The organism is Bacillus cereus, assembly GCF_015071065.1.
In the GTDB taxonomy this organism is placed as follows: domain Bacteria; phylum Bacillota; class Bacilli; order Bacillales; family Bacillaceae_G; genus Bacillus_A; species Bacillus_A cereus_BA.
The window spans coordinates 48,513-74,143 of sequence record NZ_VOVA01000013.1 but is presented as its reverse complement, the minus strand read 5'-3'; the positions used below and the strand labels follow the sequence as shown (position 1 = coordinate 74,143).

Genomic DNA, 25,631 nt, shown 5'->3' with positions numbered 1-25,631 from the left:
ACCTCTTGATTAACATTTGAATAAGGTACATCCAAAAGTACCACCTATTCCAGCAGTTAATGTTACATAATAATCTCCTGGATGAATTTTTTTTGAATATATTGCATGGTGAAGATTAAGAATAGGATCAGAATTATGTGCATGTCCAGTATTAGATAAAGTAGGGAAATAGAATTTCTCAATAGGTATTTTTAAAATTTTTCCTATGTTACTCCAAGTTGGGAAGTTTATATTACTTGGAATAATTAGAGTGATATCATTTGAATTGAAATTAGCGTCTTTTAAAAGGGACTTTAGATTTTTTATTATTCCTTTTGAGACACTTTTTAGAAACCAATCAAATTCCTCTGGAGCAGATGCTTCCCCATTAAAAATAGTAGCATCTACATTAATATTAGATGCGATGATTTGATTTTGCTGTGAACCTTTTGAAACCAAGACGGCACAAGCAGCATCTCCCATTACAGAACTTTCCTTGAGATACCTAAAGTCTTCTACAAATGTTTTATCACTTGTTAAAATTAAGACACTTTTTGCGTGATTATTATTTAGTAGCCATTTATGGGAGAGAGATAGTAAAAAATCCATTCCTGCACAATTCAGATTTGCTACTGACATACTGTGTGCATTATGAAAGCCAAATTGATCTTTAATAGCTAGAAGTGGTTCAGATAGAAAAGGTGAAAATTGCAAGATTGTATGGGTAAATAAAATTAACCCAACATCTGTTGAATCAATTTTATTGTGCAACATAAGGTTCTCTATAGCCGCAATTAACATCTCATTAGCATTTTTTTCAGTTTCAACAGCTACTTCTTTTAAGTGATGAGTATTCATTAGTACATCAAGTTCATTTTCAGATAAATATAAGGTACTTGCTAATTCTTTTAAATTTACGCGATTGTTAGGAACGTAAATACCGATTCCCTGAATGCCTATCCTCATCTAGTTCCTCCTAATAGTATTTATTATTAAAGCTAAGGTACAATAAATACCATATTTAACTACATCAATCTAAAGTTAATGACATGTTAAAAATACTGAATATTCTTAAAAAAATACATTTATTGAGTTATTATAAGTTTAAAATTTATTAAAAGAGGTGTATTAAATGTATTTGCATAAGATTTCCACGTATAGACCAGAAAAGAGAGTAGATATTTATGATATTAAAGAATCAGTTGGACTAAGTGATAAAGAATATGAGAGAATAACGGATTTTCATAAGTTAAGATATATTATGGATTCTGGTACAGAGACGTCATATAGTATGGTGAAAAAATCAGTTAAAGATTTATTTGAAACTAACAAAATAATCCCTGATGATTTAGGGGGAATTATATATGGACATGCCATGCAAAGTCATCCTGATGGTAACGTGTTTTTAGAGAAGTTAAAAAAAGAATTTGATTTAGGGGATATCCCAGCATTTACAATTTCAGATTTGAATTGTGTAACACCAATAACAGCTATTGAAATAGCGACTAAATTACTTGAAAATTCTAACAAAAAATATATTTTGCTACTATTTGCTGAGAAGATGTATACTGATTCAATGCGCAAAATTGAGGACATGACTGTATTCTCCGATGGGGCAGCAGCATGTTTAATATCTTCTCAGGGTGATAGTAATAAAATCATATGTGTTAATCAATTTGTAGACTCTAAAGTATCAAGCTTTGGGGAATGGGATGATCAATCATACCGTTGGTTTCAAATGTCATATTTTTTGGGTATAAAGAAAATACTTAAATTGACAGAGAAAAAATCCAATATTAATTTACAAGATATTAAACTCATAATCCCGCATAATGTGAATTTTGATACTTGGGAGTTAGCCTCACGTTCTTTAAATATTCCGTTTGAAAATATATATACAAACAATATAGCTAAATTAGGGCATGTTAGCGGTTGTGACTTATTACTTAATCTTCAGGATTCCTTATATGAATTTGATATCCCAAAGGATTCATATTATTTAATGTTAAGTGTGGGCCTTGGAGGTGCTTATGGTAGTGTTCTAATGAAAAAATAATATTAATATATAAATCACGTGGGATTAACATAGATTTTATGTATTTTGGTAAAATATACTATTATAATTTTACTAAAATAACATAAAAAATCTAAAAATTCGGAGGAGTTAGATGAATTTCAAAATTTCGAATAGAGTATCTAATTTACCTAGTTATTTATTTGCACATCTTGAGAATATGAAACAAAAGAGAGTAAAGGAAGGATATCCTGTTATCGATCTAAGTGTGGGAGATCCTAGTTTTCCAACACAAAGTCACATTGTCGAAAAAATGAAAGAAGTTTTATCTGAATATGAAACGCATCGATATCCTCCATTTCGCGGTATTGATCAGTTAAAAATCACAATTTCCGAGTGGTATAAAAGGCGGTTTGGTGTGGATATAGATCCGGAGAAAGAAGTATTGATTTTAGTGGGTTCAAAGGAAGGATTATCTCATATATCGCTTTCATATATAGATCCGGGAGAAATAGCATTAGTTCCTAATCCTGGTTATCCAGCATATGCAGGTGGAGTGGCTCTTGCTGGAGGGGAAGTAGAGGAGATACCTTTACTAGAAAAGAATAATTTTTTTCCGGATTTCTCTAACGTTTCTCCTAGGGTAGCTAAAAAAGCAAAATTAATGTTTTTAAACTATCCTAATAATCCTACTGGTGCGGTGGCAAGTGTTGAGGATTTTGAGCGAGCAGTAGAGTTTGCAAAGAAAAATAATATCATAGTCGCACATGATGCTGCATACTCAGAAGTTTCTTTTGGTAATTATGTAGCGCCTAGTTTTTTAAAAGCAAAAGGAGCTAAGGAGATAGGGGTGGAATTTCATTCCTTTTCAAAAACATTTTGTATGACTGGTTGGCGCATTGGAATGGTGGTTGGGAATGCAGAAGTTATAGATAATATAGCCAAAACGAAAGCATTTGTAGATTCAGGTGTATTTGGAGCTATCCAAAAAGCAGCTTCATTTGCACTAGATTCTTATAACGAAGTTCCTAAAGAAATCAAAGAGCGTTATTTAGAGCGTATGAATATCCTTAAAAGAGGATTAGAGCCTCTTGGTTGGGAAATTCAGGTGCCTAAAGCAGGGTACTTTATTTGGGTGAAAGTACCAAATAATAATAGTTCTATGGAATTTTGTAAGATGTTATTAGAAAAGGCGGGGGTTTTGATGACTCCAGGTGTAGGATTTGGAGGTTATGGAGAAGGATTTATAAGGATTTCCTTAAATGTTGAAGAAGAACAGCTCCATAGAGCAATTAAGTCAATTAATGAAAATATCTATATTCAAAAATAAACACTATAAAATAGTTTTATTAATATTTAATACCAATATAATAAAAAATACAACTCATCTATTTCTAATTATTAAAAATTTGGAGGGTTTTATATGAATATGAATGATATTAATCAAATTTATCAAAATCTATTTGGTTTTATTCCAGCTCCAACTGAGGCTAGGCATGAGGTGACTCTTCAAGTTAGGCCAGAAGAGCTTGAATTACATGAAATGTTTAGAAAAAATAGCATGGAATCAAAGTATATTCCAGAAAAATATGTACAAATAATGTTATTTGGTATGTTACTTATGCTAGCTGCACCTGGGGCTAAGGTGCACTTAATTGCCTCAAGAAGAGCTGGCGCTAGTTGGGACGAGTTATTTGATGTAGCTAAGCTAGCATTCTTATTTAAAGGATTATCTGCATTTAATTTTGGTATGTCTTTAATTAAAGAAGTAATGGAAAGTGAAAAAAATAATAATTAGGAGAGACTATAGAATGGAGTTATATATTTCTAACTTAGAAGTACTTTATCTAGATAAATATAAGACTGTAAAGGATTATTTGTGCGATATAAAAGGAGCAGAGGTTAATCCAGATTTTAATGGAATGTTTGAAGCGTATAAAAAGAAGTCTAGTCAAGACAGCAGAGATTTGGGACTAGATTCCTTTAAAAAATATATGTATACAATCCCAATTAGTGATAATAATATTGCGGAAATGTCAGGGGATGTGGTGAGAAAATCTTTAAACGGAAAATCTAAGGAGAATATTAAACATCTCGTTTACTGCCATGAATTTTTAAATCTCCCACAACCTATAACTGTAGCAATGAATATAAAAAGACATGGGGATTTATCTCAAGCGCTACCTTATGCTATCAAAGATCAGGGATCCGTTGTATCTTTAACAGCTATAAATATTGCAAAAGTGTTTATAGAAGATAATAAGCAGGAATTTCAAATAGTATGTGCTGATAAATGTAATCTTCCACAAATGCGTGTTAAACATAATCAATTTCCTTATGGCGACGGAGCTGCTTCGTTTACAATTTCTAGAACTACTGGACAATTTAAGATTGTTTCATGGGATCTTCATTCATGGCATGTTAGGGAAGAAAATAATTGTGAAGATGAGCTAATTGTACATATTCAAGAACAGTTAAAGCACATAAAAGAAGAAAAATTAAATATTATGCCCTACCATGTGATTTTACAAAATTTCTCTTCGAACTTTATAGATAAAATTAAATTAGATTGTAAGGGTTTTTATTTTTATCAACGTGAATATCGAAATACTGCTAACTTAACTACTTCAGATCCGTATTATAGTCTAAAAGAGATGCATCAAAAAGGACAAATCAAAAAAGGGATGCATATTCTACTAATCTTTGCTGGTTCTAAAGGTACTATTGGGACGCTTCATCTAGAATGTATGCAATAACATTATTATATGACAGAGGTGATTAGAAAGTGGAGATATTGGAATACATATATAAATCTGCAGAGAAGTTTCCGGATAAAGAAGCTTTAATGTATAAAGATTATAAATTAAGCTATAAACAATTTGTAAATGAATTTGATAGTATTGGTGAAAAAATAGAGCAAGATATAAGTGGTTTTTCTTATCCAATTGGTATTTATATTAAAAATCATCCAGATTTCATCATTTCTTATTATGCACTTATTAAAGCTAAGAAAGTAGCTCATTTAGTCGATCATAAATGGCGAGAGAATGAGTTAGACAACTTAATAAAGCATGTTCATCTTGGCGGATTTATTGTTAGGACGGAAGAAATAGATGATTTTCCTTTAGTAGAAAAGATAAAACATATTTATAAATATGGAAATATATCACTAATTATTCTTCAACAAAAATATTTGTCTAATGAGATTGCGACGGAGAGATTAGAAAATATAATATCATGCCGTTATTCATCGGGAACGACAGGTATTCCAAAATGTATGATGTACGAAGAGAAAAATGTAATCGCAGCATCTACAAATTGGTTAGAATCAGTTAATTTAAATTCGAATGATATAGTATATTGTGCCGCATATTTAACGCACGGCTTAGCTTTTAATACCTCAATACTTGCTCCATTGAGAGTTGGTGCTACAATTTTACTCCATGATAATATAACCCCAAGAAAAGTAGTTGAAATTATATTAGATAAGAAACCTACTATATTTGTGGCTTTTCCAGTTTTGTATGATTTAATGACTAGAATAAAAAATACAAAGCAATTTAAAAATGTAAGAATGTGTGTATCTTCAGGTACAATTCTTCATGAAAGTATAAAAAGAAAATTCAAAAGGCTGTTTAGTATTAATATTTCAGACTTATATGGTGTAGCTGAAACTGGACTATCAATCTTAAATCAAACGGATGACTATAACAGTGTAGGATATCCACTCCATAATGTTAAAGTGAAAATTTTGGGTAATGATGGTGAAGAGTTACAAAAAGGAGAAGTAGGAGAAGTAGCGTTATATACGGAGTCAAGGGCGAAGGGATATTATAATCTTCCAGGAGAGTTAGAAAAAAGGTTATCTCAAAATTATTATTTGACTGGGGATTTAGGTGAAATGGAGCTAGATGGGAAAGTATATATAAGAGGAAGAAAAAGTGATGTTGTAGATGTAGCAGGTAAAAAAGTAGATCCAGTTGAAGTAGAGGATGTCCTACGACAACATCCCGAAATATATGATGTATCTGTATTTGGGAAAAAAAATCTAGAAAAAAGAACGGAAATTTTAGCAGCAGTTGTAGTTGCTAATGATTATTTAAAAAGGGAAACTGTAGTGAAATTTTGTGAGGAAAGATTAGTTAGTTACAAAATACCACAAATTGTTAAATTTGTATCCGCTATTCCCCGTAATAATAATGGAAAGGTTTTAAAAAATGAACTGCAAAATTTAGTCTAGGAGGAAACTATGTCTTTCTATAAGGAACTAAAGAACAGTCTTAGTGAATCGGGAAAAAATTTTATATGGTTGGGTAATGTTGAAGTAGAACAGCATTGGAAAAAAGAAAACATCATTACAATACCGGGTAGTAATATTTCGAAAGCGCAACCATTGGTTAATAAAATAGGTGAAATGGCATTATTTCTTGCTGGAAAAGAAGACATTGTTTGTCTTAAAGAAGACATTGATGAAGATTATGTACAATATATAGAAGAAACTCGAGGATTTGTTCCAAATGTATTGAATTTCTATTCTGATAACTCGGCAGATAATATTTCGGAAACAATTTTATCTAGCACTAAAAATATTAATAGGCTTCAAAATATTAATAGAGATAATTCGTATTCATTACTACCATATGGTACATCAAACATTGAGGAAAAGGTATCTCAACAAACTTCAATTTCTTTATGTACTCCTGCATCAACTATATGTCGTGAGGTTAATAGCAAGATTTATAGCTGGAAGTTAGCAGATGAATTTGTTCTTCGCCAAGTAGCAGGAAAAGTGAGTCATACTATCTCAGAACTTGAGTTCAATTATCATGAAATTAGAAAAAGATATTTAGAAAATCCATTAGTTTTAAAAGACTCTATGGGAGTATCTGGAAAAGGAATGGTTCTAATTGATTCAGATAGTAAATTTGAAAATATTTTAAACTTATTAAAAAGGATGTCCGTAAAAAAGGGACATGAAAATATAGAAATGATTTTAGAAAATTGGATTGAAAAAGAAAGAGACCTTAACTATCAATTCATCATAGATAAAAAAGGGAATGTCAAATTTACATCAGTTCGAGAAGCGTTGGTACATAAAGGTGTACATTTGGGGCATAAATTACCAGTTCAATTAACAAAAGTTCAGGAAAAAGAACTTCTAGAAAGTTATGAAATTATTGGGAAAACATTAGCGAGAGATGGATTTTATGGTGTAGTTGGTGTTGATGCAATGATTGATAGGAAAGGATTTTTGTACCCTTGTGTCGAAATAAATGCTAGATTCAACATGGCAACATACCAAAATAATATTATTGAAAGATTTTTCAATCCCCATGCGTTCTTTATGGCTATACCTTTTGAGGTTGTCTTGGAAAAAACAGTACCTTTCAAAATAATTAAAGAGGAGCTAAAAGATATTTTATATACCAAGGAAAAAGAGCATGGTGTAATTATTAATGGTTTTTCTACGTTGAATTTGGGAATTAATAAGAAAGGGAGGCTATATACAATTATATTTGGTGAAACTATCAATCAATGTGAAGATATGGTGAAAATTTTGAAGAATAAATTAGGAAATTTAAATGTTACTTAGAGGAGAAATAAAAGGAGATAACATATGAGAAAATCGATAGATTTTCAGATCCAATCATCTATGGAACCTATGGGTGATCAGCCACAAGCCATTGAAAAGCTAGTAACGGGAGTAAAGAATGGCAAAAGTAGGTTGTTATTAAAAGGGGCTACAGGTACCGGAAAGACATTTACTATTGCTAATGTAATTCATCAACTTAATCGTCAAACTTTAATTATCGCTCATAATAAAACATTAGTGGCTCAACTATGGAGCGAATTAAAGGAATTATTCCCTAATAACGCAGTAGAGTATTTTGTAAGTTATTATGATTATTATCAACCAGAGGCTTATGTTCCACATAAAGATCTCTTTATAGAAAAGGACTCTAAAATTAACAGTGAAATTGAAAGAATGAGGCATTCTGTTATGGCCAGTCTATTAAAACGAACAGATGTCATTGTAGTAGCCAGTATTTCATGTTTGTATCCAATGAGTGCCCCCGAGGACTTTAATAGTACTTCTTTCGTTTTATCTGTAAAACCAGATGGGTATTTTGTTTACACATATGAGCAAGTTATTAAGCATCTAATTGATAATCAGTACAAAAGAAATGATATAGAGTTTGAGCCTGGAACATTTAGAATCCGTGGGGGATCAATTGATATCTATCCGATGGGTAAACAGGAAGCTATCAGGTTACAATTTTTTGGAGATGAACTAGAGGAGATCCTTACTATTCATCCTGTTACTGAAGAGATAGTGGATAGTCTAGAGGAAGTTCATATCTTTGCTGCTACAAGTTTTATTACTACAACAAAACAAATTGAAACAGCTCTACCTTTAATTAAAAAGGATTTAGTTGAGCAGTTAAAGTTTTTAAGAGGTTTAGGTAAATTTCATGAGGCAGAAAGGTTGGAACAACGTACATTATATGATCTGGAATTGTTAAAGAATACAGGTCATTGTATGGGAATCGAAAATTATTCTTTATATATGCAAAATAGAGAAAAAGGGTCGAGATGTTTTAACTTGACGGATTATTTTGAAGATGGATATTTAACAGTAGTTGATGAATCTCATGTAACATTACCGCAGTTTCACGCTATGTATGCTGGAGATCAGTCTAGAAAGAAAAATTTAATTGACTATGGATATCGTTTACCTTCATCACTAGATAATAGACCACCTAAGTTTGAAGAATTTATGAACAATACGAAATGTATGGTGTCTATGTCGGCAACTCCTGGAAAACATGAAGTAGATTCTAAAGAGGTTTTTGTGGAACAAGTAATACGCCCTACTGGGCTTATCGATCCAGTTATTGAAGTGAAGAGTAGCGAAAATTACTTTGAGACTTTAATAAATGAAATAAAAAATACTATTAGTCGAAATGAAAAGGTATTAGTTATTGCGTTAACCAAAAAACAAGCAGAAGAAATAACGAAAGAAATTAATAACTTACAAATAAAAGCAGAATACTTGCATTCTGAAGTGGAGAATATAGAGAGATCAGAAATTATTAGAGATTTTAGAATGGGTAATTTTGATGTGCTTGTAGGAATTAATCTTTTAAGAGAAGGGTTAGATTTACCAGAGGTATCGCTAGTAGCTGTAATTGGAGCAGATCAAAGGGGATTCCTTCGATCTAAAAGTGCATTATTACAACTAATTGGTCGTGCTGCTAGAAATATTAATGGAAGAGCACTTCTGTTTGCCGATAGTATAAAAGATAATATTGAAGGTGCTATTGAGGAGACCGAGCGTAGGAGAGATATTCAAATACAATATAACAAAGATAACAATATTGTACCTAAAACAATTGTAAAAAAAGAACCTGTTTCTTTGAAAAATTTATTAGGTATCCCTGAGGAGCGTTAAGTGGGAACAAGGAGGATTAAGGTATGTCTGACCGGGTAATCAAAGTTCGGGGAGCAAGGGCTAATAATCTTAAGAGTGTAGATATAGATTTAGACTTTAATAGCCTTACTGTGTTTTCAGGTTTAAGTGGCTCAGGAAAATCATCCTTAGCATTTGATACAATCTTTGCAGAGGGACATCGTAGGTATGTTGACTCTTTATCATCGTATGCGAGGCAGTTTTTAGGACAAATGGAAAAACCAGATGTAGATTCTATTGAAGGCCTTACACCATCAGTATCTATTGAGCAAAAAGTTATACATAAGAATCCTCGATCTACAGTTGGAACGATAACTGAGATATATGATTACATGAGAATATTGTTCGCTTCTATTGGTATTCCTTATTGCCCAGAACATAATATTCCTATACAACCCCAATCAATAGATCAAATGATGAATCAGCTTAAAGATTTAAAAGATGGGACAGAGTTGTATATATATGCCCCTCTCATTAAGGGGAAAAAGGGAGAGTTCAAGAGTGTAATTGAGAGAGCTATTCAGAAGAGATTTATTCGAATTAGGGTTGATGGCGAATTATTAAAGATTACTAGTCCCATCGTTTTAGATAAAAATAAACAACATACAATAGAGGCTCTTATTGATAAGGTCACTTTTTCACATGCTAATAAAAGAAGGGTTACAGATTCGATCAAAAAAGCTGCGTTAGAAGCAAAAGGACAAGTATTAATAGAGACGTTAGAACAAAATGGAAAAACAAACAGATACTTTTTTAATAGCTTACAAGCATGTTCCGAATGTGGTTATTCTATTGATGAGCTAACACCTAGGAATTTCTCGTTTAATAGTCCATATGGCGCGTGTGAACAATGTCATGGGTTAGGGGCTACTTTACAAGTGAATCCAAGGCTGTTAATAACAGATTGGAATAAGTCTATAAATGAAGGCGTGTTTGAAAATTGGGCTACGAGTACTGCAAAATGGTATCACAATATAATTGATATCGTGTGTAATCATTATGGTATTTCTAAAGAAACGCCATTTAAAAACCTTTCTGATCAACATAAGAATATTCTTCTTTATGGAAGTGGAACAGAGGAAATCCTATTTCAATATGAGTCAGAGCGTAAACAACGAACACATTCAGCGCCTTTTGAGGGAGTAATTCCTAATATAAATCGTAGATACAATGCTAGTAATTCGGACAGTGTGAAGGAAAAATTAGAAGAAGTAATGTCTAGCATTACATGTCAATCTTGTAGTGGTAAGAGATTAAAACAAACAAGTTTAGCTGTATATATTGGTGATACAAATATTGCACAATTATCTAGCATGTCTATTGATAATGTAGCTAATTTTTTTAAGCATATCAATCAAATTCTTACTGAAAAACAAATAGAAATTTCCGAAAGGTTACTTAAGGAAATTAATAGTAGATTACAGTTTTTATTGGATGTAGGCTTAGAATATTTAACCTTAGATAGGGAAGCAAAAACACTATCTGGTGGAGAAGCTCAGCGTATTAGATTAGCTACTCAAATAGGGTCGGCTTTATCTGGAGTGATATACGTTTTAGATGAACCCAGCATTGGATTGCATCAAAGAGATAACATTCGTTTAATAAATACTCTAAAAAAGTTAAGAGAATTAGGTAACATGGTAATAGTTGTAGAACATGATACAGATACAATGTTAGCAGCGGATTATATAGTTGAACTAGGACCTGGAGCAGGGAATCAAGGTGGAGAAATTGTAGCAGCCGACACTCCTGAAGCGTTTAAAAAAGGAAATGGTTCGTTAACTAGTCAATATTTATCTGGTGCTAAAGAAATAAAGATTCCTAAAGAAAGAAAAAAAGAAAATGGGAAATATTTATCTATTAGAGGTGCTAAAGAAAATAATTTGAAAGATATTGACGTCGATATTCCCTTAGGGCTACTGACTTGTATTACTGGTGTTTCAGGTTCAGGGAAAAGTACCCTAATCCATGAAATATTATATAAGCATTTAGCTAGAAAAATTCACAGAGCATATAAATTGCTGCCAGGTGATTTTGATGAGATAAGTGGTTTAGAGCACATTGATAGAGTAATTAATATTGATCAATCACCGATAGGAAGATCACCTAGATCTAATCCAGCGACGTATACAGGTATGTTTGATGAAATTAGAGATTTATTTGCAAAGACACCAGATGCTAAAGTAAGGGGATTAACTAAAAAGGCATTTAGTTTTAATGTACCTGGAGGAAGATGTGATACTTGTAAGGGCGATGGGGTAGTTAAGATTGAAATGCACTATTTACCTGATGTTTATGTTGTTTGTGATGATTGCCAAGGGCATCGATATAATCAAGAAACCTTAAATGTTCAATATCGAAATAATAATATTTCCGATATTTTAAATATGACTGTAGCAGATGCAACAGAATTTTTTAAAGATCATCCTAAAATAATAAAATATATAAACAGCTTAAATAAAGTTGGTTTAGGTTATATGAAAATTGGACAACCAGCAACAACTTTGTCAGGTGGAGAAGCACAACGTATTAAACTAGCTACAGAATTATCAAGGACATCTACTAGTAAAACCTTATATATCCTTGATGAACCTACTACAGGTCTACATTTAGAAGATATAAACCGACTTTTAAAAGTTATACATCAACTAGTAGAAAAGGGATCATCAGTCTTGATAGTAGAACATAATTTAGAAGTTATTAAAACAGCAGACTATATTATTGATATGGGGCCTAATGGAGGGAAAAATGGAGGACAGGTAGTAGCTTCAGGGACTCCTGAGGAAATATGTAATGTACCCCGTTCGCTTACAGGGGAATTTTTAAAGGGATTTTTAGAACATAATTAATAAATATTTTTGGAAAGGGGGTGATTGTTTGATTGATTTTCATGTTCATGTTGGAGAATTAAAAAGTGAGTACACTGAAGAGTTTGCCCAACAAATGATGGATTCATGTAATAAATCTCATACAAATATGGAAGTAAGAATAGAAAATTTAATCAAAGAAATGGAAGGAGTAGGAGTAAAAAAAGCGGTATTACTTGCTTTTAATGCTAAACGCACATTAGGAGTACATGTTACAAATGAGTATGTTTCAAAATTGTGCGCAAAATATCCAAAATATTTTGTAGGTTTTGCTTCCTTTGATGCTTATGAAAAATCCTTGTGTAAAAAGAGTCTAGAACAAGAGTTAACTAATTATAACCTACATGGATATAAATTAGCTTTTGGATACTTGGGCATTTCACCTAATGATCCGGGCTGGTATCCTCTGTATGAAGATGCAGAGGAGCGTAGCCTACCAGTTTTAGTTCATATGGGGTTTACTCCGATAAAACAAGCAAGTTTACGTTATTGTCACCCTATGCTACTAAATGATGTACTAATTAAATTTCCAAATCTTAATATTATAATAGCTCATATGGGATGGCCGTGGATTAACGATACATTATCTCTTCTTAAAAATTATAAAAATGTATATACTGATTTATCAATTGTATCTTTTTATCAACCAATTGATGAAATGTGTAATATTTTTAAGATGGCAAAAGAACAGGGGGTTATTAATAAGTTAATTTGGGGTACGGATTATCCAATGTGTACAATGGAGGAAAGCATTGATCGCTTTAAGAATATAAAAAAGCGCTTAGAAGAACAAGGAGTTCATATCACAGAAGAAGAATGGGATCCGATTTTTTATAAAAATGCAGAAAAATTATTGCAGTTGAAGAAGGGAGTTTAATATAAATGATTACCACAAACAAACTGAATATTGAAAAAAATAACCTTTTAGAAGTGGTAAAAAAGATAGGTACACCAGCTTATGTATATGATGCTAGTGTTATTCAAGAGCAAGTATACAAGCTCTTGAACCTTCACAAGGCAATTCAACTATTTTATTCCCTAAAAGCAAACCCTAATCCATCTATTGTAAAGTTAATTTATGACTTAGGGGCCAATTTAGAGATTTGTTCACTAAAGGAATTAGAGATAATAAAAAAAATAGGAGTTTCTCCTGAACGAGTTTTATATTTGGGACCAGGAAAAACTGAAGAAGAAATTAGAAAAGTATTTGAGTACGGAGTTAAATATTTTATTGTAGAGTCACTACAAGAGATGCAAAAAGTAAATAATATAGCTCAAGAAAAAGAAGTAACCGTTAGAGTTGGTATTAGAATTAATCCAAGTGTATCAGCAAAAGGTTCAAAATTAACTATGGGTGGAAAACCAAGGCAATTTGGTATGGATGAAGAACAGCTGGAAAATATATTTGAGTTAGAAGAAAGATTATCAAATCTCAAGATTGTAGGGATACATGTATATAATGGCACACGCATTCTATCTAGTGATGTGTTCATAGAAAATACAGCATATATTTTAAATTTGGCAAAGAAAGTTCAAGAACAATTTCATGTTAAATTAGATTATATAGATATCGGTGGTGGAATGGGAATACCGTATTTTTCTAATGAAAGTACGCTTGATTTGGATGATATTTCTGATAGATTACATGCTATGATTCAGGAGTTTTATAGTAGCTTTGGTGAAGAAATCCCGATATTTTTAGAGTCAGGTAGATATGTTGTAGGTGAAAGTGGGATTTATGTTACAAAAGTATTATATGAAAAAAAATCTAAAAATTGCGATTTTTTAACGGTAGATGGAGGAACACATCACCATATGGCAGCTGGTGGAATGGGGAATGCTCTAAAGAAAAATTTCCCAATCAAGGTTCTTAATAAATGGAGTGATGAACCTAATACCGAATATTATATTTCTGGCCCTTTATGTACCCCAAACGATTTAATTGCAAAGAAGATAAGCCTTCCTAAATCCCAGCCCGGTGATTATATTGGCATTTTGAATGCTGGAGCATATGGATTGACTGCAAGTCCTGTATTATTTTTAAGTCATCACCTTCCTACTGAAGTATTGGTGAAAGATGATAAGTATATAGTCATTCGTAAGAAAACAGAATATGATCTGCCAGTAGTACAAACATTTGAAAGTTAATAGGAGGTAGTTTATACATGAAAACACTGAAATCTCCATCTTTTTCAACAAGAATAGATAGCATAATAGATAATATAGATGAAAATACTCTTTATAATGAACTACTTAAAGAAGAACAAAAATTATTACAAGAATTAAAAGAAGTCAAAGTAAGCTTGGGATGGAAAAATCGAGATTTATATTTGTTTGCCGGAAAGCATCAGGATGGTTCTATTCTATACCTAGACAACAATGTCTGGTGGAAAATGAGTTTTGAAGATAGTGTGAAAGTTTACAGTTTAGATGAGGAGGAGTTGTCCCTTAAAAAGGTTGAACAGTATAAAAACGTTATAAAAGTTCCCTCTCATCAACAAAAGAAACTATGGATTTATGGACTTCGATATAAAATAATTTTAGCATCTTTTGTTTTGAAATTCAGTAAATTGATATTACAATTTTGTAAAGATTATATTAAAGAACGTAAAACTTTTGGGGTACCAATAGCTAAACACCAAATGGTTTATGATACATTTGTCATTGCAAGTAGTGAAATTGAAGGGAATATACTGTTTTTAAGGGAACTATCAACAAAATTTAGTATAGATGAAGCAGAATATAGTAAGTTCTTTAAACAGATTAATTTTATGTTGGAAAATAGTACTCAAATTATAGATAAGATATTACCTGTTTTGGGGGCATTTGGATTAGAGGATCCTTTCATTATAAAAAACTTTCTCAAAATACACCATATTTCAATGTTGAAGGGGGTCTAATTAATATGTTTGAATCACTTAGAACTGAATTAAGAGTATACGGGGAATCATTAAGGGAATTTGCATTAGAAGCAGATAAGAGCCGAGGATTACCACCCACTTATCTTCAGCAAGACTCATTTTACCAGCCTTTATGGCGTTTAGGTGTCCCAAAGGAGTATGGTTATACTGGTATCAGTGGACGAGATAATCAAATCTATTATGGAGATTCCTCTTTGGAGTTAGCGATATGGACTGAGGAGTTAGCATATGGAGATCCAGCGATGATGTTATCTTTACCTGGACCACAATTATTAGGACCAATATTAAAAGAGCTAGGGACTCAGGAACAACAGGATAAATTCTTCAACTCCTTTATGGGGAGGAATCCGGTTTGGACGGCTTTCAATTTAACGGAGCCTAATGCTGGATCAGATATAGCAGCTATTGAAACGGTTGCAACCAAAAAAAATGATAGAACGTATCTATTACAAGGAGAAAAAAAATATATAGCTAATGCAGAAAGAGCGCAATGGGCACTTACTTTTGCTAAGATGGGCCATAAAAATAACACGTTTGCAATTCAAAGTTTTTTAATACATGAAGATCAATTTAAAAATTCGGATACTGTAAATAGAGATTATGGTCGGACTTTAGGAATGCATGCAGCTAGGTTAGGTCATACAGTCTATAACAATTTAGAAGTAGATAAATCTCAAATTATTGGTTTAAATAAACCACCTCTTCAAAGAGGATTACGGGGAGCTATGAAAGTGTTTTTTAGAATGCGACCTTCGACATCTTCGATTGCAATTGGAACATCGAGAGCCATGGTAGATTACGTGAGAGAAAATATTAAGTTGAATTTAAATGAAGAAATTATACTCGATGAACTTCAGTGGAAAATTGAAAGAACTAGGAGATTAGTTTATCGGGCAGCTAAAGAAGTTGATAGGGGTATTTATAATGCAGGTACTTCTTCCATGGGAAAATGGATGGCAAATAATTTGGTATATGAAGTAACCAGACGAATTAATCAGGTTGTAGGATCGGAAGCTATTATTGACCATCCATTATTAGAAAAATGGCTAAGGGATGGAAGAATGATAGAGTTTATGGAAGGATCAACAAATATTCATAAACGGGAAGTTGCTCAAGAACTACTAGGAATTAATTAATAATTAAATAATCGGGGGTTAAGTATATGAATAAGCTAAATAATTTAATGGATGTAGTTACTGAAATTCTTGCACAGCAATTAGAACTTGCTGTAGCAGATGTGAAAGTAGATGCAAATATTTTTGAAGAACTAGGGCTTGATTCAACAGGTATAATTGAACTTTTATTAGCTCTTGAAGAGAAATGTGAAATTGAATTTGATATGGAAGAGTTGGATCCTTCATATTTAGAAAGTGTTACTACCATTGCAAATTATATTATGGAGTTGAAAAATAGCTAGAATAATAAAAAATTTTATTCGGGAGTCGATGTATACCATGAAACAGGGAAATTCAATCTTATCCGTGCCTAATGTATATGGTATAGGGATTGATATTCAAGATATTACTGAGATTCAATCTGCAATTAAAAAATATGACCTCAAATTTTTAAATAAAATTTTCGTTCCAGAAGAAATTGAATATTGTAGAAAAAAAAGTAACCCATCCCAACATTTTGCAGCAAGATTTTCTGCAAAGGAAGCCCTTTTTAAAGCATTAGGTACAGGGATTGGTAATGGATTCTGTTTTACAGATGCTGTTATACTTAAGAAGAAGACGGGCGAACCGTATTTTAAATTCTATAATACGACTGAACAAACGATTAAGAAACAAAAGTTGGAAGCTTTTGTATCACTTTCTCATTCCAAAGACTACTCTATCGCACAGGTAGTCTTGATATCTAATTTTACCAAATAAAAAATATTATGGAGGAATGGGAAATGAAAATTGTCGTTATTAGTCCTGAATTATTTTTACCAAAGTTAGCTCGGAGATCTGCATACTATCCCAATTGGGAAATTATACATGTGGGAGATATTACTTCTCTAAATTATATTTTAAAAGATAAAAGAAACCATTTTGATGGGATAATATGGAGATTAAAAAGCTTAGATTTTGAAGAGGTAAAACAATTTCGAAATATAAAAAAAGAGTTAGAAAATATCCCAATATTAATATTATTTGATGAAGATATTAGTACTAATAAGGCAGGATTAGAACTTTTGAAAAAAAATTCTACAATGTCTTTTGAAATTCATACTCATCAACAAATACAGGAGTGCGTGAGTCATTTTTATAAACATATTGTCCAATTGAATAGAAATAAGCAGCACAACAAAAATATTGTTGAACTTTATCCAGGTATATTTGTGAATGTAGATATGCATTATCTAGATAATGCAGGTGAAATTTTTCCTTTAGCTGGAAAAGAGTATGAAATGCTCATGTTTTTTATAAACATGCGAGACAAATTTGTCACAACAGAAGATATCCTACTTGCTATTTGGGATGAATATACAACTACTGAAACAGTTAGACAATATATTTATAAGCTCAGAAAAAAATTATATACTAGTCAGAAAAATTTTAATCTTATAGTCCACCGAAAAGGAGTTGGTTATACTTTAATTGGTAAAGGAAACGAATTTCTTGTAGGGCTGTAATAACTTATTAAAAAGAGGCGTGTTAGAATTGCTTATTTAAAATAAGAAGAATTCTACATGTCTCTTACGTATGTATAAAATTAATTTTTGAATTTTTAAACCTTTTAGATACTATTCTCCTTAGGTTGAATTATATCCTTCTAATTTGACTATTTTTTTCGAATGATAGTAATATTTTTAAGCTTAAAATTATATTATTATATACGGATATTATGATTTATAAGCGAGTTTAATTTCCACTTCGAGTACTGTGAAAGTCATAATTCAGTGATAAAAGTGGGATGAAAGTCACTATTAAACCTTTTTGGATTTAATTTATTATCAAATGGAGGTAAGGTAAGTTTTCAGCCGAACTAAAATGATTAGTTAAATCTTGAATTTTTACCATGATTAAAAAAGTGTATCCTTATCATCAAATTCGACAAAAAGAGTTATAAATGCTAATTAATGTATGAAAACAATTAAAGTTGCTTCCTTATTTAAATTTCTGACAAAGGAAAAACCTATGATAAGTTATACATTATTAAATGCCTTACTTAAGGATATATTTGATACAAAATAATGTGGTTGAATTTATATATTTATAAAGTGATTATTAATAAAAGTTTCTTTTCTAAACTGAAGATCCTATTCAAAATCACGTAGAATAGTGATTTTGAGGAAGACTTGTAAATGAGAGGTGTACAGAGCTAAGAGAAAACTTTCAAACACTAATAATCCGACTGAAAGATTTTATATAAAGTAGATTCAAATACATTTGCAAATGGAACAAAGGGATTGCTGCAAGGGAATTTTGTGAACCAACTTGAGTTAATTTTTTCGTGGACAATCCATAAAAATCTCCCACCTTAAGTCTATGCTTAGGTGGGATAGTATTATAGCAGACAGTCAGCTTCAACTTCTACAAGCCACTCTTCCTTTATAAATCTATTTACTTCAAAAACTGTACAAGCTGGTTTGATTTTTGAAAAATATTCTTTATGGGCTTTAGCTGCTTCATGCCACTTATTCATATCTGTAATATAAATTTTTGTTCTAACAACATCCTCTAAAGAAGAACCCATTTTTTCTAAAGAACTTTTGATTACATTAATACAACTTTTTGTTTGTTCATAAACATCAGAGGTTGTGGTCTCTCCATTAGTATTTAAGGGGGCTGTGCCTGCAACTACAATGATATTTCCTTTTTTAATTGCCCTAGAAGATCCTAAAAAGTCTTCAAATGGGGAATTAGAGCTTACTACTGTTTTTTCATTTGACATAAAAATCAACTCCATAAAATAGTTTCTTTAATTGTAATACAAGCCCTTACATTTCTACATATCGTATTTGTATAAGAGGGGTTAGTTTAACGTTACTTAACAAATATGTTTTTTAATTTTATTACAAACTAATGTGAATTTAACATTGGTTTTATTCTGAAAATTAAAACTTCGTGAGAGGATATATATAGGTATTAAAAGGGGGAGATGCTTTGAAAGTATGCCTTAAAACAATGCTTAATAATACGATTGAAAAATATAAAGATGAAATAGCTTATAAAACAGATACAGAAAATTATTTGTATAAAGAAATTGATAATGTATCTGGTCAATTGGCCAATGCTCTATTGTCAAAAGGTATTACCGTTGGAGAAAGAATTGGAATTTTAAGTACAAATCCAATACACAACGTAATAACTTATATAGCAGCTCTAAAAATAGGGGCTGTAAGTGTGCCGCTAAATCCAGATGAACAAGTGAAAATCTTTGAAGATAGTATTAAAAGCGCTCAAATAAAATGCTGTATAGTTAACAAAAAAAATGCTATAGATTCTAAATTGAATTTTGTAGAAGACCTATTATTATTCTCATTGGATCTATGTAAACCTCAACAAAATTTGTTTGATCTAGCATATGTTAAGTCTATGGAATCAAATGTTGATGTTGGTAGAATAGATGATAGTCTTGAATCTTTTATATTTTTCACTTCAGGTTCGACAGGTATGAAAAAAGGGGTAATTTTAGCAAGAGAAAGTTTACGTGCCTTTATTAGCTGGGGAAGCGAGTTTGTTGGAGCCACAAATGCGGATCAATTTTTATGTCATGCGCCTTTATATTTTGACATGTCTATATTCTCTTTATTTATCCCTTTTGCTGTAGGTGGTTGCTGTGTACTTCCTTCAAGTGAAAAGAGGAATAATCCGCGATATATTAATCAATTGATTGAAGAGGAAAAAATTAACATTTTACATTTGGTTCCTTCATCAATTAAATTGCTTCTAAATGAAAAAATCAAAAATTATACTTCTGTTCGTTTTTTGGGATTAGCGGGTGAAGCTTTACCTTTCGGCGATGTGAAATTGGTTAGAAATTGTTTTGAAAATGCTAATATTGTGAATTTTTATGGTAATACAGAGGTTAATGAGGCATTATCTTATTTGTTTCCTCAAGACATAGAGGCATTAAAAATTCTTCCTATTGGCAGACCATTAAAACATGTACAATTACAGGTTTTAGATGCTGATTTGCTACCATGTGGTGAAGGAGAAGTTGGAGAGTTATATGTGCATTCTTCGACGATGTTAAAAGGGTATTTGAATAAAACAGAAAATGAGACCTTTAAAATGAATGATTCAAATAACTTAAAATACCTTCCAACTGGTGATTTGGTTAAAAAGGAAAATGGTCTGTATTATTACATGGGGCGTATGGACGACATGGTTAAGATTCAAGGGAAAAGGGTTTATCTTTCAGAAGTCAGGAATGTAATTTCTAAACATAATCTTATAGATGAGGTGTTTATTGTAATGAACAATGATGGTCTTACTTGTTATATTCATTCTAAAGCAACTTTAAATTCCTTAGATATTAGAGAGTATTGTTCTGAGTTTTTAGATGCTTATGCAATTCCTAGTAAGTTTATTTTTACAGAGCATAAATTACCTAAAACTAGTACTGGCAAAATTGATCGAAAGAAACTAATGGGATATACGGAGGAATAAAGTGCATGCTGGAAACGGAATTAGAAGATTATATAAAAAGAGAATTATTACAGGATGGAAGTATTGAAAGTATCCCACATGATCTAGATTTAATAGGGACAGGTATACTTAATTCTTTAAAAATTATGGAGTTAATTACTTATTTAGAAAATGTACAACAGGCTCAATTCATGGAGTCTGAAATTTCATTTGAAAACTTCAATTCAATTAGTTCGATAACACAATTATTAAATAGGAGGTAGTTTATGTTAATTTCAAGTGATATGGATAATTTGAAAAATTTGTTATGGTATAACAGTGCAGAAGAGTTAGTTTTAGAAGTTGAAAAATTAAGAGTACATCAAAATTATTTAGGTCAAATTAATAAAGAAGATTCATATTGTGAAGAAATTATTGAACGTATTATACTCATTTTAGAAAAGTTAAAGACCCATTTTGATGAAGGCTTAGTAAAAGCAATTATAAAAGATTTGATTGCATGGAAAGAATCTAATATTAATAATACACCCAAATTTGATTTTACTTTTGGGAAATACAATAAAATTGAGAATAAAGAATTTGGTATGTTCTTTTTCCCTGTGAAAAAAAATAAAATTATTAATTTTGAAGCATGCTTTTATTATCGGAATGAACCAGAAGCTATCACACATTTAAGAGAAGAGTTACCATTTGATACTTTTATGGGCGTAGAATTAATCTTGGGAACGAAGGGTATTTTAGAAGCTAATGTATTTAGCTTTTTCCCAGAAGCAATTGTAACAAATAGTAGCATAGAACAAGATAAATTTTCTTTGTTCTTTATAAACAAGTACTTACAAGTGTTCCATCAGATTACTAAACCTATTAGTGAAGAGGTCTTAAAAACACCTCTATCAATATTTAAAGCTAATCTTAATGATATTTATACGGCAAGAATGCTACTTTCGTACTTACATGATTACTATCATTACAAAGGAGTATTACCTTTAAATGTATTCTTTAAAGAAAAAAGTTCACTGCTAGGAAGTTCATTTGAAGAAGTTAGAGTAGATATATCAGCATATTTGTATTTATTAAATAAGGACTCTTATATTGATAAACTAGCAAAAGAGATATTTCTTGTGGAAAGACTATTTCGTTATAGCTATGCTGATGATCCTGAAAAAAGTTTTGACTGTCTAACAAATTATATTTTATTTGAGTACCTTTTAAAGGCTAGAGCAATTACATTTAAAGATTTTAAAATTGAGTTGGATATTATGAAAATCAAAGAAAATCTAAGTATGTTATTAGATGATATTACAGACCTTGAGATACGTATCTTAAATTCTCCAAAAGATGCAGTTCCAGATGTAATCAAAGAATGGTTCAGTGTTAACTTCGACTTTTATAGAAATTCAGAAATTGTCACCACAGTATTTGCTAAATGGATTATAGAACTTGGAAGGGGATTGAATATTCCTCGTAATATAAGATATTTTAACAATAAATTAATCGCAAAAAATGAAATAGGGACTAATTTATATGAGTAAAATATATGGTCAATTCCAAGAACTATTGCCTTTTAAAAATGAAAAAGCTGTACTCTTGTTTTCTGGTGGACTAGATAGTTTTTATACAGCTTATGAATTGAAAAAATACGATATGGATATACATGCCGTTTTAATTGATGTTGGACAAAACATTTCTGATGAAATTATGGAATTATCTCAAAAATTAGAATTGAAACTTCATATTATTGATGCTTCAGAAGATTTGTGTAATAGCTATATATCACATGGGATAATGGCCAAAGCTTTATATAACAACCATTTCCCTATTTCTTCTAGCTACACACGTCCGTTACTTGCTAAATTGGCATGTGAGTATGCTAAAGATATTGGAGGATCACTAATTGTTCATAATTCAACACCATATCAGAATTCTGCTATGAGATTTAACCTTTCTATAATGGCCAATTATCCAAATGTTAATATATTTTGTCCGGCTATAGGAGAATATACTACACGTGAAGATAAAGCGAGAATATTGAAGAAAGAATTAGGTATCGATTTCCCTACCACATCTAAATATTCTATTGACGAGAACTTATGGTGCAGAGTTATAGAGAATGATACTTTAGAGTATACTGAGTTAGAAATTAGAGATAACGTATTTGAGTGGACAAATAAAATAGAAGAAAAAGAAATTCTATACCTAGATATAACGTTCAAAAATGGTATTCCGTTTAAGATTAATAATGATAAGAGGAGTTTAAAGGAGATAGTGATTTTATTAAATGATCTCTTATCGGATTATAAAATTGGAAGATATGCAGGTTTAGAAGATAGTTGTTTTGGTGTTAAGAATCCAGAAGTTCGAGAAGCTCCAGCAGCAATGTTAATACATCAATCTCATTTATTATTAGAAGAAATGGTATTAACTAGAGATGAACTAAGAGTAAAGTCCTATATTGATAGAGAATGGACTAATCTAGTAGTAGGTGGAGGATGGTTTAGTCCTCTTAAGTCCTGCTTAGATGAAAGTATAAGAGCTTTTAATAAAAGTTTAAATGGGACTATCAAATGGAAAATTACAAAAGGAAATATTTTTTGTATTGCTAAAACTGCAAGTAACAGCCTTAGTTTTTCGAATTTTGGGAACTTTATAGATGAATTTAAACCATATTCTATTAATAGTTTTTTTCAACAAAAGGCTCGGGAATTAAGGATCGGCATAGGAAAGGAAGGAGAGGAGTTTTATGATTAATTATTCCAGTAATTGGGAAGTGTATTTAACCGAGGAGGAGAAGAAACAATTAAAGCATTTAATTAATGGGCTTCCATTACTTGATATAACCAAGATGGATGATAAATTATTAAACGAATTAGATATTATTAAAAGTAAGTTACCTATACGTATTTTAAAGGAATTAGTTACATTTAAAAGGTTTTCTAATTTATTTGGGACTTTAAAATTCTCTAATTTACCAACAGATCCAATTCTTCCGAATACACCAGTAAAGGGTCAGTTAAGTGAAGATAAACAAACGGCCATTAGTGAGTATATCTTATTTTTATTTATGCTTTGTTTAGGGGAACCACTTGCATATGAAGATGAAAAACAGGGGTTATTAGTTCAAAATATTTGCCCGGTAAAAGGACAAGAAAAAAAGCAAGAGAATACAGGATCTGATATCTTAGAGTTCCATACTGAAGATGGGTTTCATCCATATAAACCTGACTTTTTAGCTTTATACTGTGTAAAATCTGATAAAGAAGCTAAGGCAAAGACAATTACTTCCTCAATCCGAAAAGTTTTATTTAACTTATCTAATGATGTAATAGAGATATTAAGAAAACCTTTATATAAAATTAATGCACCATCATCATTTTTAGAAAATGGGGATGAAGACAGTTATCATACTACTATACCTGTGTTAAGTGGACCTTTATTAGATCCGGATATTTGCATGGATTTTTATCTAATGGAACCTCAAACACCTATGGCTAAGTGGGCGCTAGAATATTTGAAAAAGCAATTGTTAGAGAACTGTATACAAGTCGCTCTTAAACCAGGTGAATTATTAGTTGTGGATAATAAAAAAGCTATTCATGCTCGGACAGGTTTTACTCCAAAATACGATGGAAATGATCGGTGGTTACAGCGAATGTTTGCAGTAAGGAACATTAAGACGTCTGAATTATCAAGACATCCAGGGAAATTAGTATGCTCTCCTGTAAATGTTCTTTTTGAGTTTAATGAAAACGCAAAGGAAGTTTTATGAGATGCTTAATGAAAGGTATAGCTATTTGAGAAGAGGTGTCAATTGTTATTGGAATAGTATGTCTTTGTTATTGGAGCAATTTGGTTTAGAGCCATTAATTTTAAAGCATTTAAATTTTGGATATGTATATAGTAATCCTAGTTTAGATATTACTTTTGAGCTTGAGGCGGAACAGCCTAATACTCTTGGATGGTTGCAAAATTATATTGGCACTAGTAAATCTAAGGTAGCTCCTCATAAATTAAGAGAGTTTCTTCATAATAATACTGAATCATTTTTATTATGCGTAGATGTTAAGGTTCTTTCAACTATGTATCCAACCTTTCCACCAGTTCATGATTATCATTATTTGAACATAGTAGGAGTAGAGAACGAAAATGTTCATGTTAAAGATCAATATTTTGGTTATCATGGTCCGATACCTATTGACTTAATTTATAATTCTATTCAGTCTAAAAAGATTAAACAAGCAGGCGAAGTTATTAAGTTAAATATAGAAACTGCACGAATTAATAATTTTAATGATGAAATGATAAAATGTTTGAAATATGAGTTTTTATTGAAATTATCTCAGTATTTACAGGGGCATTTTCAATTCGACGGTGTTAGTTATTATACAGGGACAACAGCAATTTCTAAACTATGTATGGAGATAGATCAAGTATTTTCAAATGCAATGAGTAGACAAGAAAGTATACAGGATAATTGGAATTTTTTAATTCGTAGATTTAATACTTGTTTTCTTTATAGTAGAGAAGGGATGCTATATTACTTAAATAAATATCACCATATAGTTTCTCTTGATATGGAAAAGTTGATTAATTATTTGGGATATTCCCTTAGCATTACACGGAAAATTTCTTTTATTATAATGCAGGCAAATTTAAAGAATAAAGATCCTCAACAAATTATACCTACCCTTCAATTGAAATTGGAAGAGCTAATGTCTGTTGAGAAGGATATTCATAAGGAAATAGATACTGTATATCAAAAATTAAACATAATGGAGAGAAGTATTACAGATTGACTAG

The 25,631-nt window shown here is 31.2% G+C and carries 23 protein-coding genes; 21 read left to right on the top strand and 2 right to left on the bottom strand.

Annotated features, from left to right (window positions below):
• Window positions 1–9: 9 nt before the first annotated feature.
• Window positions 10–945 (bottom strand): 3-oxoacyl-[acyl-carrier-protein] synthase III C-terminal domain-containing protein, encoded by a 936-nt coding sequence (locus tag FT637_RS22640; RefSeq protein WP_193648204.1) that lies wholly within the window; start codon window positions 943–945, stop codon window positions 10–12.
• A gap of 166 nt (window positions 946–1,111) precedes the next feature.
• Between FT637_RS22640 and FT637_RS22635 the strand changes: the two genes are divergently transcribed.
• From FT637_RS22635 to FT637_RS22565, 15 genes are all read left to right on the top strand, one after another.
• Window positions 1,112–2,035, top strand: coding sequence for a 3-oxoacyl-[acyl-carrier-protein] synthase III C-terminal domain-containing protein (locus FT637_RS22635; RefSeq protein WP_088031191.1), 924 nt, complete (start codon window positions 1,112–1,114; stop codon window positions 2,033–2,035).
• A gap of 112 nt (window positions 2,036–2,147) precedes the next feature.
• Window positions 2,148–3,323, top strand: a complete 1,176-nt coding sequence (locus FT637_RS22630; RefSeq protein WP_193648203.1) for an LL-diaminopimelate aminotransferase — start codon at window positions 2,148–2,150, stop codon at window positions 3,321–3,323.
• 93 nt (window positions 3,324–3,416) lie between these two features.
• Window positions 3,417–3,791: a carboxymuconolactone decarboxylase family protein gene (locus FT637_RS22625; protein ID WP_088031189.1), complete on the top strand. Its 375-nt coding sequence runs from the start codon at window positions 3,417–3,419 to the stop codon at window positions 3,789–3,791.
• Window positions 3,792–3,804: 13 nt separating this feature from the next.
• A complete protein-coding gene (locus FT637_RS22620) occupies window positions 3,805–4,749 on the top strand; it encodes a hypothetical protein (protein WP_193648202.1) in 945 nt (314 codons plus the stop codon).
• Between the two features lie 29 nt (window positions 4,750–4,778).
• Window positions 4,779–6,233, top strand: a complete 1,455-nt coding sequence (locus FT637_RS22615; protein WP_088031187.1) for a class I adenylate-forming enzyme family protein — start codon at window positions 4,779–4,781, stop codon at window positions 6,231–6,233.
• 9 nt (window positions 6,234–6,242) lie between these two features.
• Window positions 6,243–7,586: an ATP-grasp domain-containing protein gene (locus FT637_RS22610; RefSeq protein ID WP_193648201.1), complete on the top strand. Its 1,344-nt coding sequence runs from the start codon at window positions 6,243–6,245 to the stop codon at window positions 7,584–7,586.
• Window positions 7,587–7,610: 24 nt separating this feature from the next.
• Entirely contained in the window at window positions 7,611–9,446 is a 1,836-nt protein-coding gene (uvrB, locus tag FT637_RS22605) for an excinuclease ABC subunit UvrB (RefSeq protein WP_193648200.1), read from the top strand.
• A 23-nt stretch (window positions 9,447–9,469) separates the two neighbouring features.
• On the top strand, window positions 9,470–12,313 hold the full coding sequence (gene uvrA / locus FT637_RS22600) for an excinuclease ABC subunit UvrA (RefSeq protein WP_193648199.1): 2,844 nt from the start codon (window positions 9,470–9,472) through the stop codon (window positions 12,311–12,313).
• Window positions 12,314–12,341: 28 nt separating this feature from the next.
• The gene (locus FT637_RS22595; RefSeq protein ID WP_193648198.1) at window positions 12,342–13,208 is read left to right on the top strand and encodes an amidohydrolase family protein; all 867 of its coding nucleotides are present in this window, start codon (window positions 12,342–12,344) and stop codon (window positions 13,206–13,208) included.
• Between the two features lie 5 nt (window positions 13,209–13,213).
• Window positions 13,214–14,479 (top strand): diaminopimelate decarboxylase, encoded by a 1,266-nt coding sequence (gene lysA, locus FT637_RS22590; protein WP_088031182.1) that lies wholly within the window; start codon window positions 13,214–13,216, stop codon window positions 14,477–14,479.
• Between the two features lie 17 nt (window positions 14,480–14,496).
• A complete protein-coding gene (locus tag FT637_RS22585) occupies window positions 14,497–15,231 on the top strand; it encodes a hypothetical protein (RefSeq protein WP_149191259.1) in 735 nt (244 codons plus the stop codon).
• Between the two features lie 5 nt (window positions 15,232–15,236).
• Window positions 15,237–16,388, top strand: a complete 1,152-nt coding sequence (locus tag FT637_RS22580) for an acyl-CoA dehydrogenase family protein (RefSeq protein ID WP_149191258.1) — start codon at window positions 15,237–15,239, stop codon at window positions 16,386–16,388.
• 26 nt (window positions 16,389–16,414) lie between these two features.
• The gene (locus FT637_RS22575; RefSeq protein ID WP_088031179.1) at window positions 16,415–16,669 is read left to right on the top strand and encodes an acyl carrier protein; all 255 of its coding nucleotides are present in this window, start codon (window positions 16,415–16,417) and stop codon (window positions 16,667–16,669) included.
• A gap of 37 nt (window positions 16,670–16,706) precedes the next feature.
• Window positions 16,707–17,126: a holo-ACP synthase gene (acpS, locus tag FT637_RS22570; RefSeq protein ID WP_187770560.1), complete on the top strand. Its 420-nt coding sequence runs from the start codon at window positions 16,707–16,709 to the stop codon at window positions 17,124–17,126.
• 23 nt (window positions 17,127–17,149) lie between these two features.
• The gene (locus FT637_RS22565; protein WP_176280899.1) at window positions 17,150–17,872 is read left to right on the top strand and encodes a winged helix-turn-helix domain-containing protein; all 723 of its coding nucleotides are present in this window, start codon (window positions 17,150–17,152) and stop codon (window positions 17,870–17,872) included.
• Window positions 17,873–18,747: 875 nt separating this feature from the next.
• Here FT637_RS22565 and FT637_RS22560 read toward each other — a convergent pair.
• The gene (locus tag FT637_RS22560; protein ID WP_088031176.1) at window positions 18,748–19,134 is read right to left on the bottom strand and encodes a RidA family protein; all 387 of its coding nucleotides are present in this window, start codon (window positions 19,132–19,134) and stop codon (window positions 18,748–18,750) included.
• Window positions 19,135–19,346: 212 nt separating this feature from the next.
• Here FT637_RS22560 and FT637_RS22555 point away from each other — a divergent pair, with 212 nt between their 5' ends.
• The 6 genes from FT637_RS22555 to FT637_RS22530 are packed head-to-tail and all read left to right on the top strand — an operon-like array spanning window position 19,347 to window position 25,627.
• Entirely contained in the window at window positions 19,347–20,855 is a 1,509-nt protein-coding gene (locus tag FT637_RS22555; RefSeq protein WP_193648197.1) for an AMP-binding protein, read from the top strand.
• A gap of 5 nt (window positions 20,856–20,860) precedes the next feature.
• Complete coding sequence (locus tag FT637_RS22550) at window positions 20,861–21,097, top strand: hypothetical protein (protein ID WP_193648196.1); 237 nt, start codon at window positions 20,861–20,863, stop codon at window positions 21,095–21,097.
• Window positions 21,098–21,100: 3 nt separating this feature from the next.
• Complete coding sequence (locus FT637_RS22545; protein WP_193648195.1) at window positions 21,101–22,366, top strand: DUF6421 family protein; 1,266 nt, start codon at window positions 21,101–21,103, stop codon at window positions 22,364–22,366.
• Window positions 22,359–23,582, top strand: a complete 1,224-nt coding sequence (locus tag FT637_RS22540; RefSeq protein WP_193648194.1) for an argininosuccinate synthase domain-containing protein — start codon at window positions 22,359–22,361, stop codon at window positions 23,580–23,582. Before FT637_RS22545 ends, FT637_RS22540 begins: the two co-directional genes overlap by 8 nt.
• On the top strand, window positions 23,575–24,600 hold the full coding sequence (locus FT637_RS22535; protein WP_193648193.1) for a TauD/TfdA family dioxygenase: 1,026 nt from the start codon (window positions 23,575–23,577) through the stop codon (window positions 24,598–24,600). Before FT637_RS22540 ends, FT637_RS22535 begins: the two co-directional genes overlap by 8 nt.
• 1 nt (window position 24,601) lies before the next feature.
• Window positions 24,602–25,627: a hypothetical protein gene (locus FT637_RS22530; protein ID WP_193648192.1), complete on the top strand. Its 1,026-nt coding sequence runs from the start codon at window positions 24,602–24,604 to the stop codon at window positions 25,625–25,627.
• Window positions 25,628–25,631 lie beyond the last annotated feature (4 nt).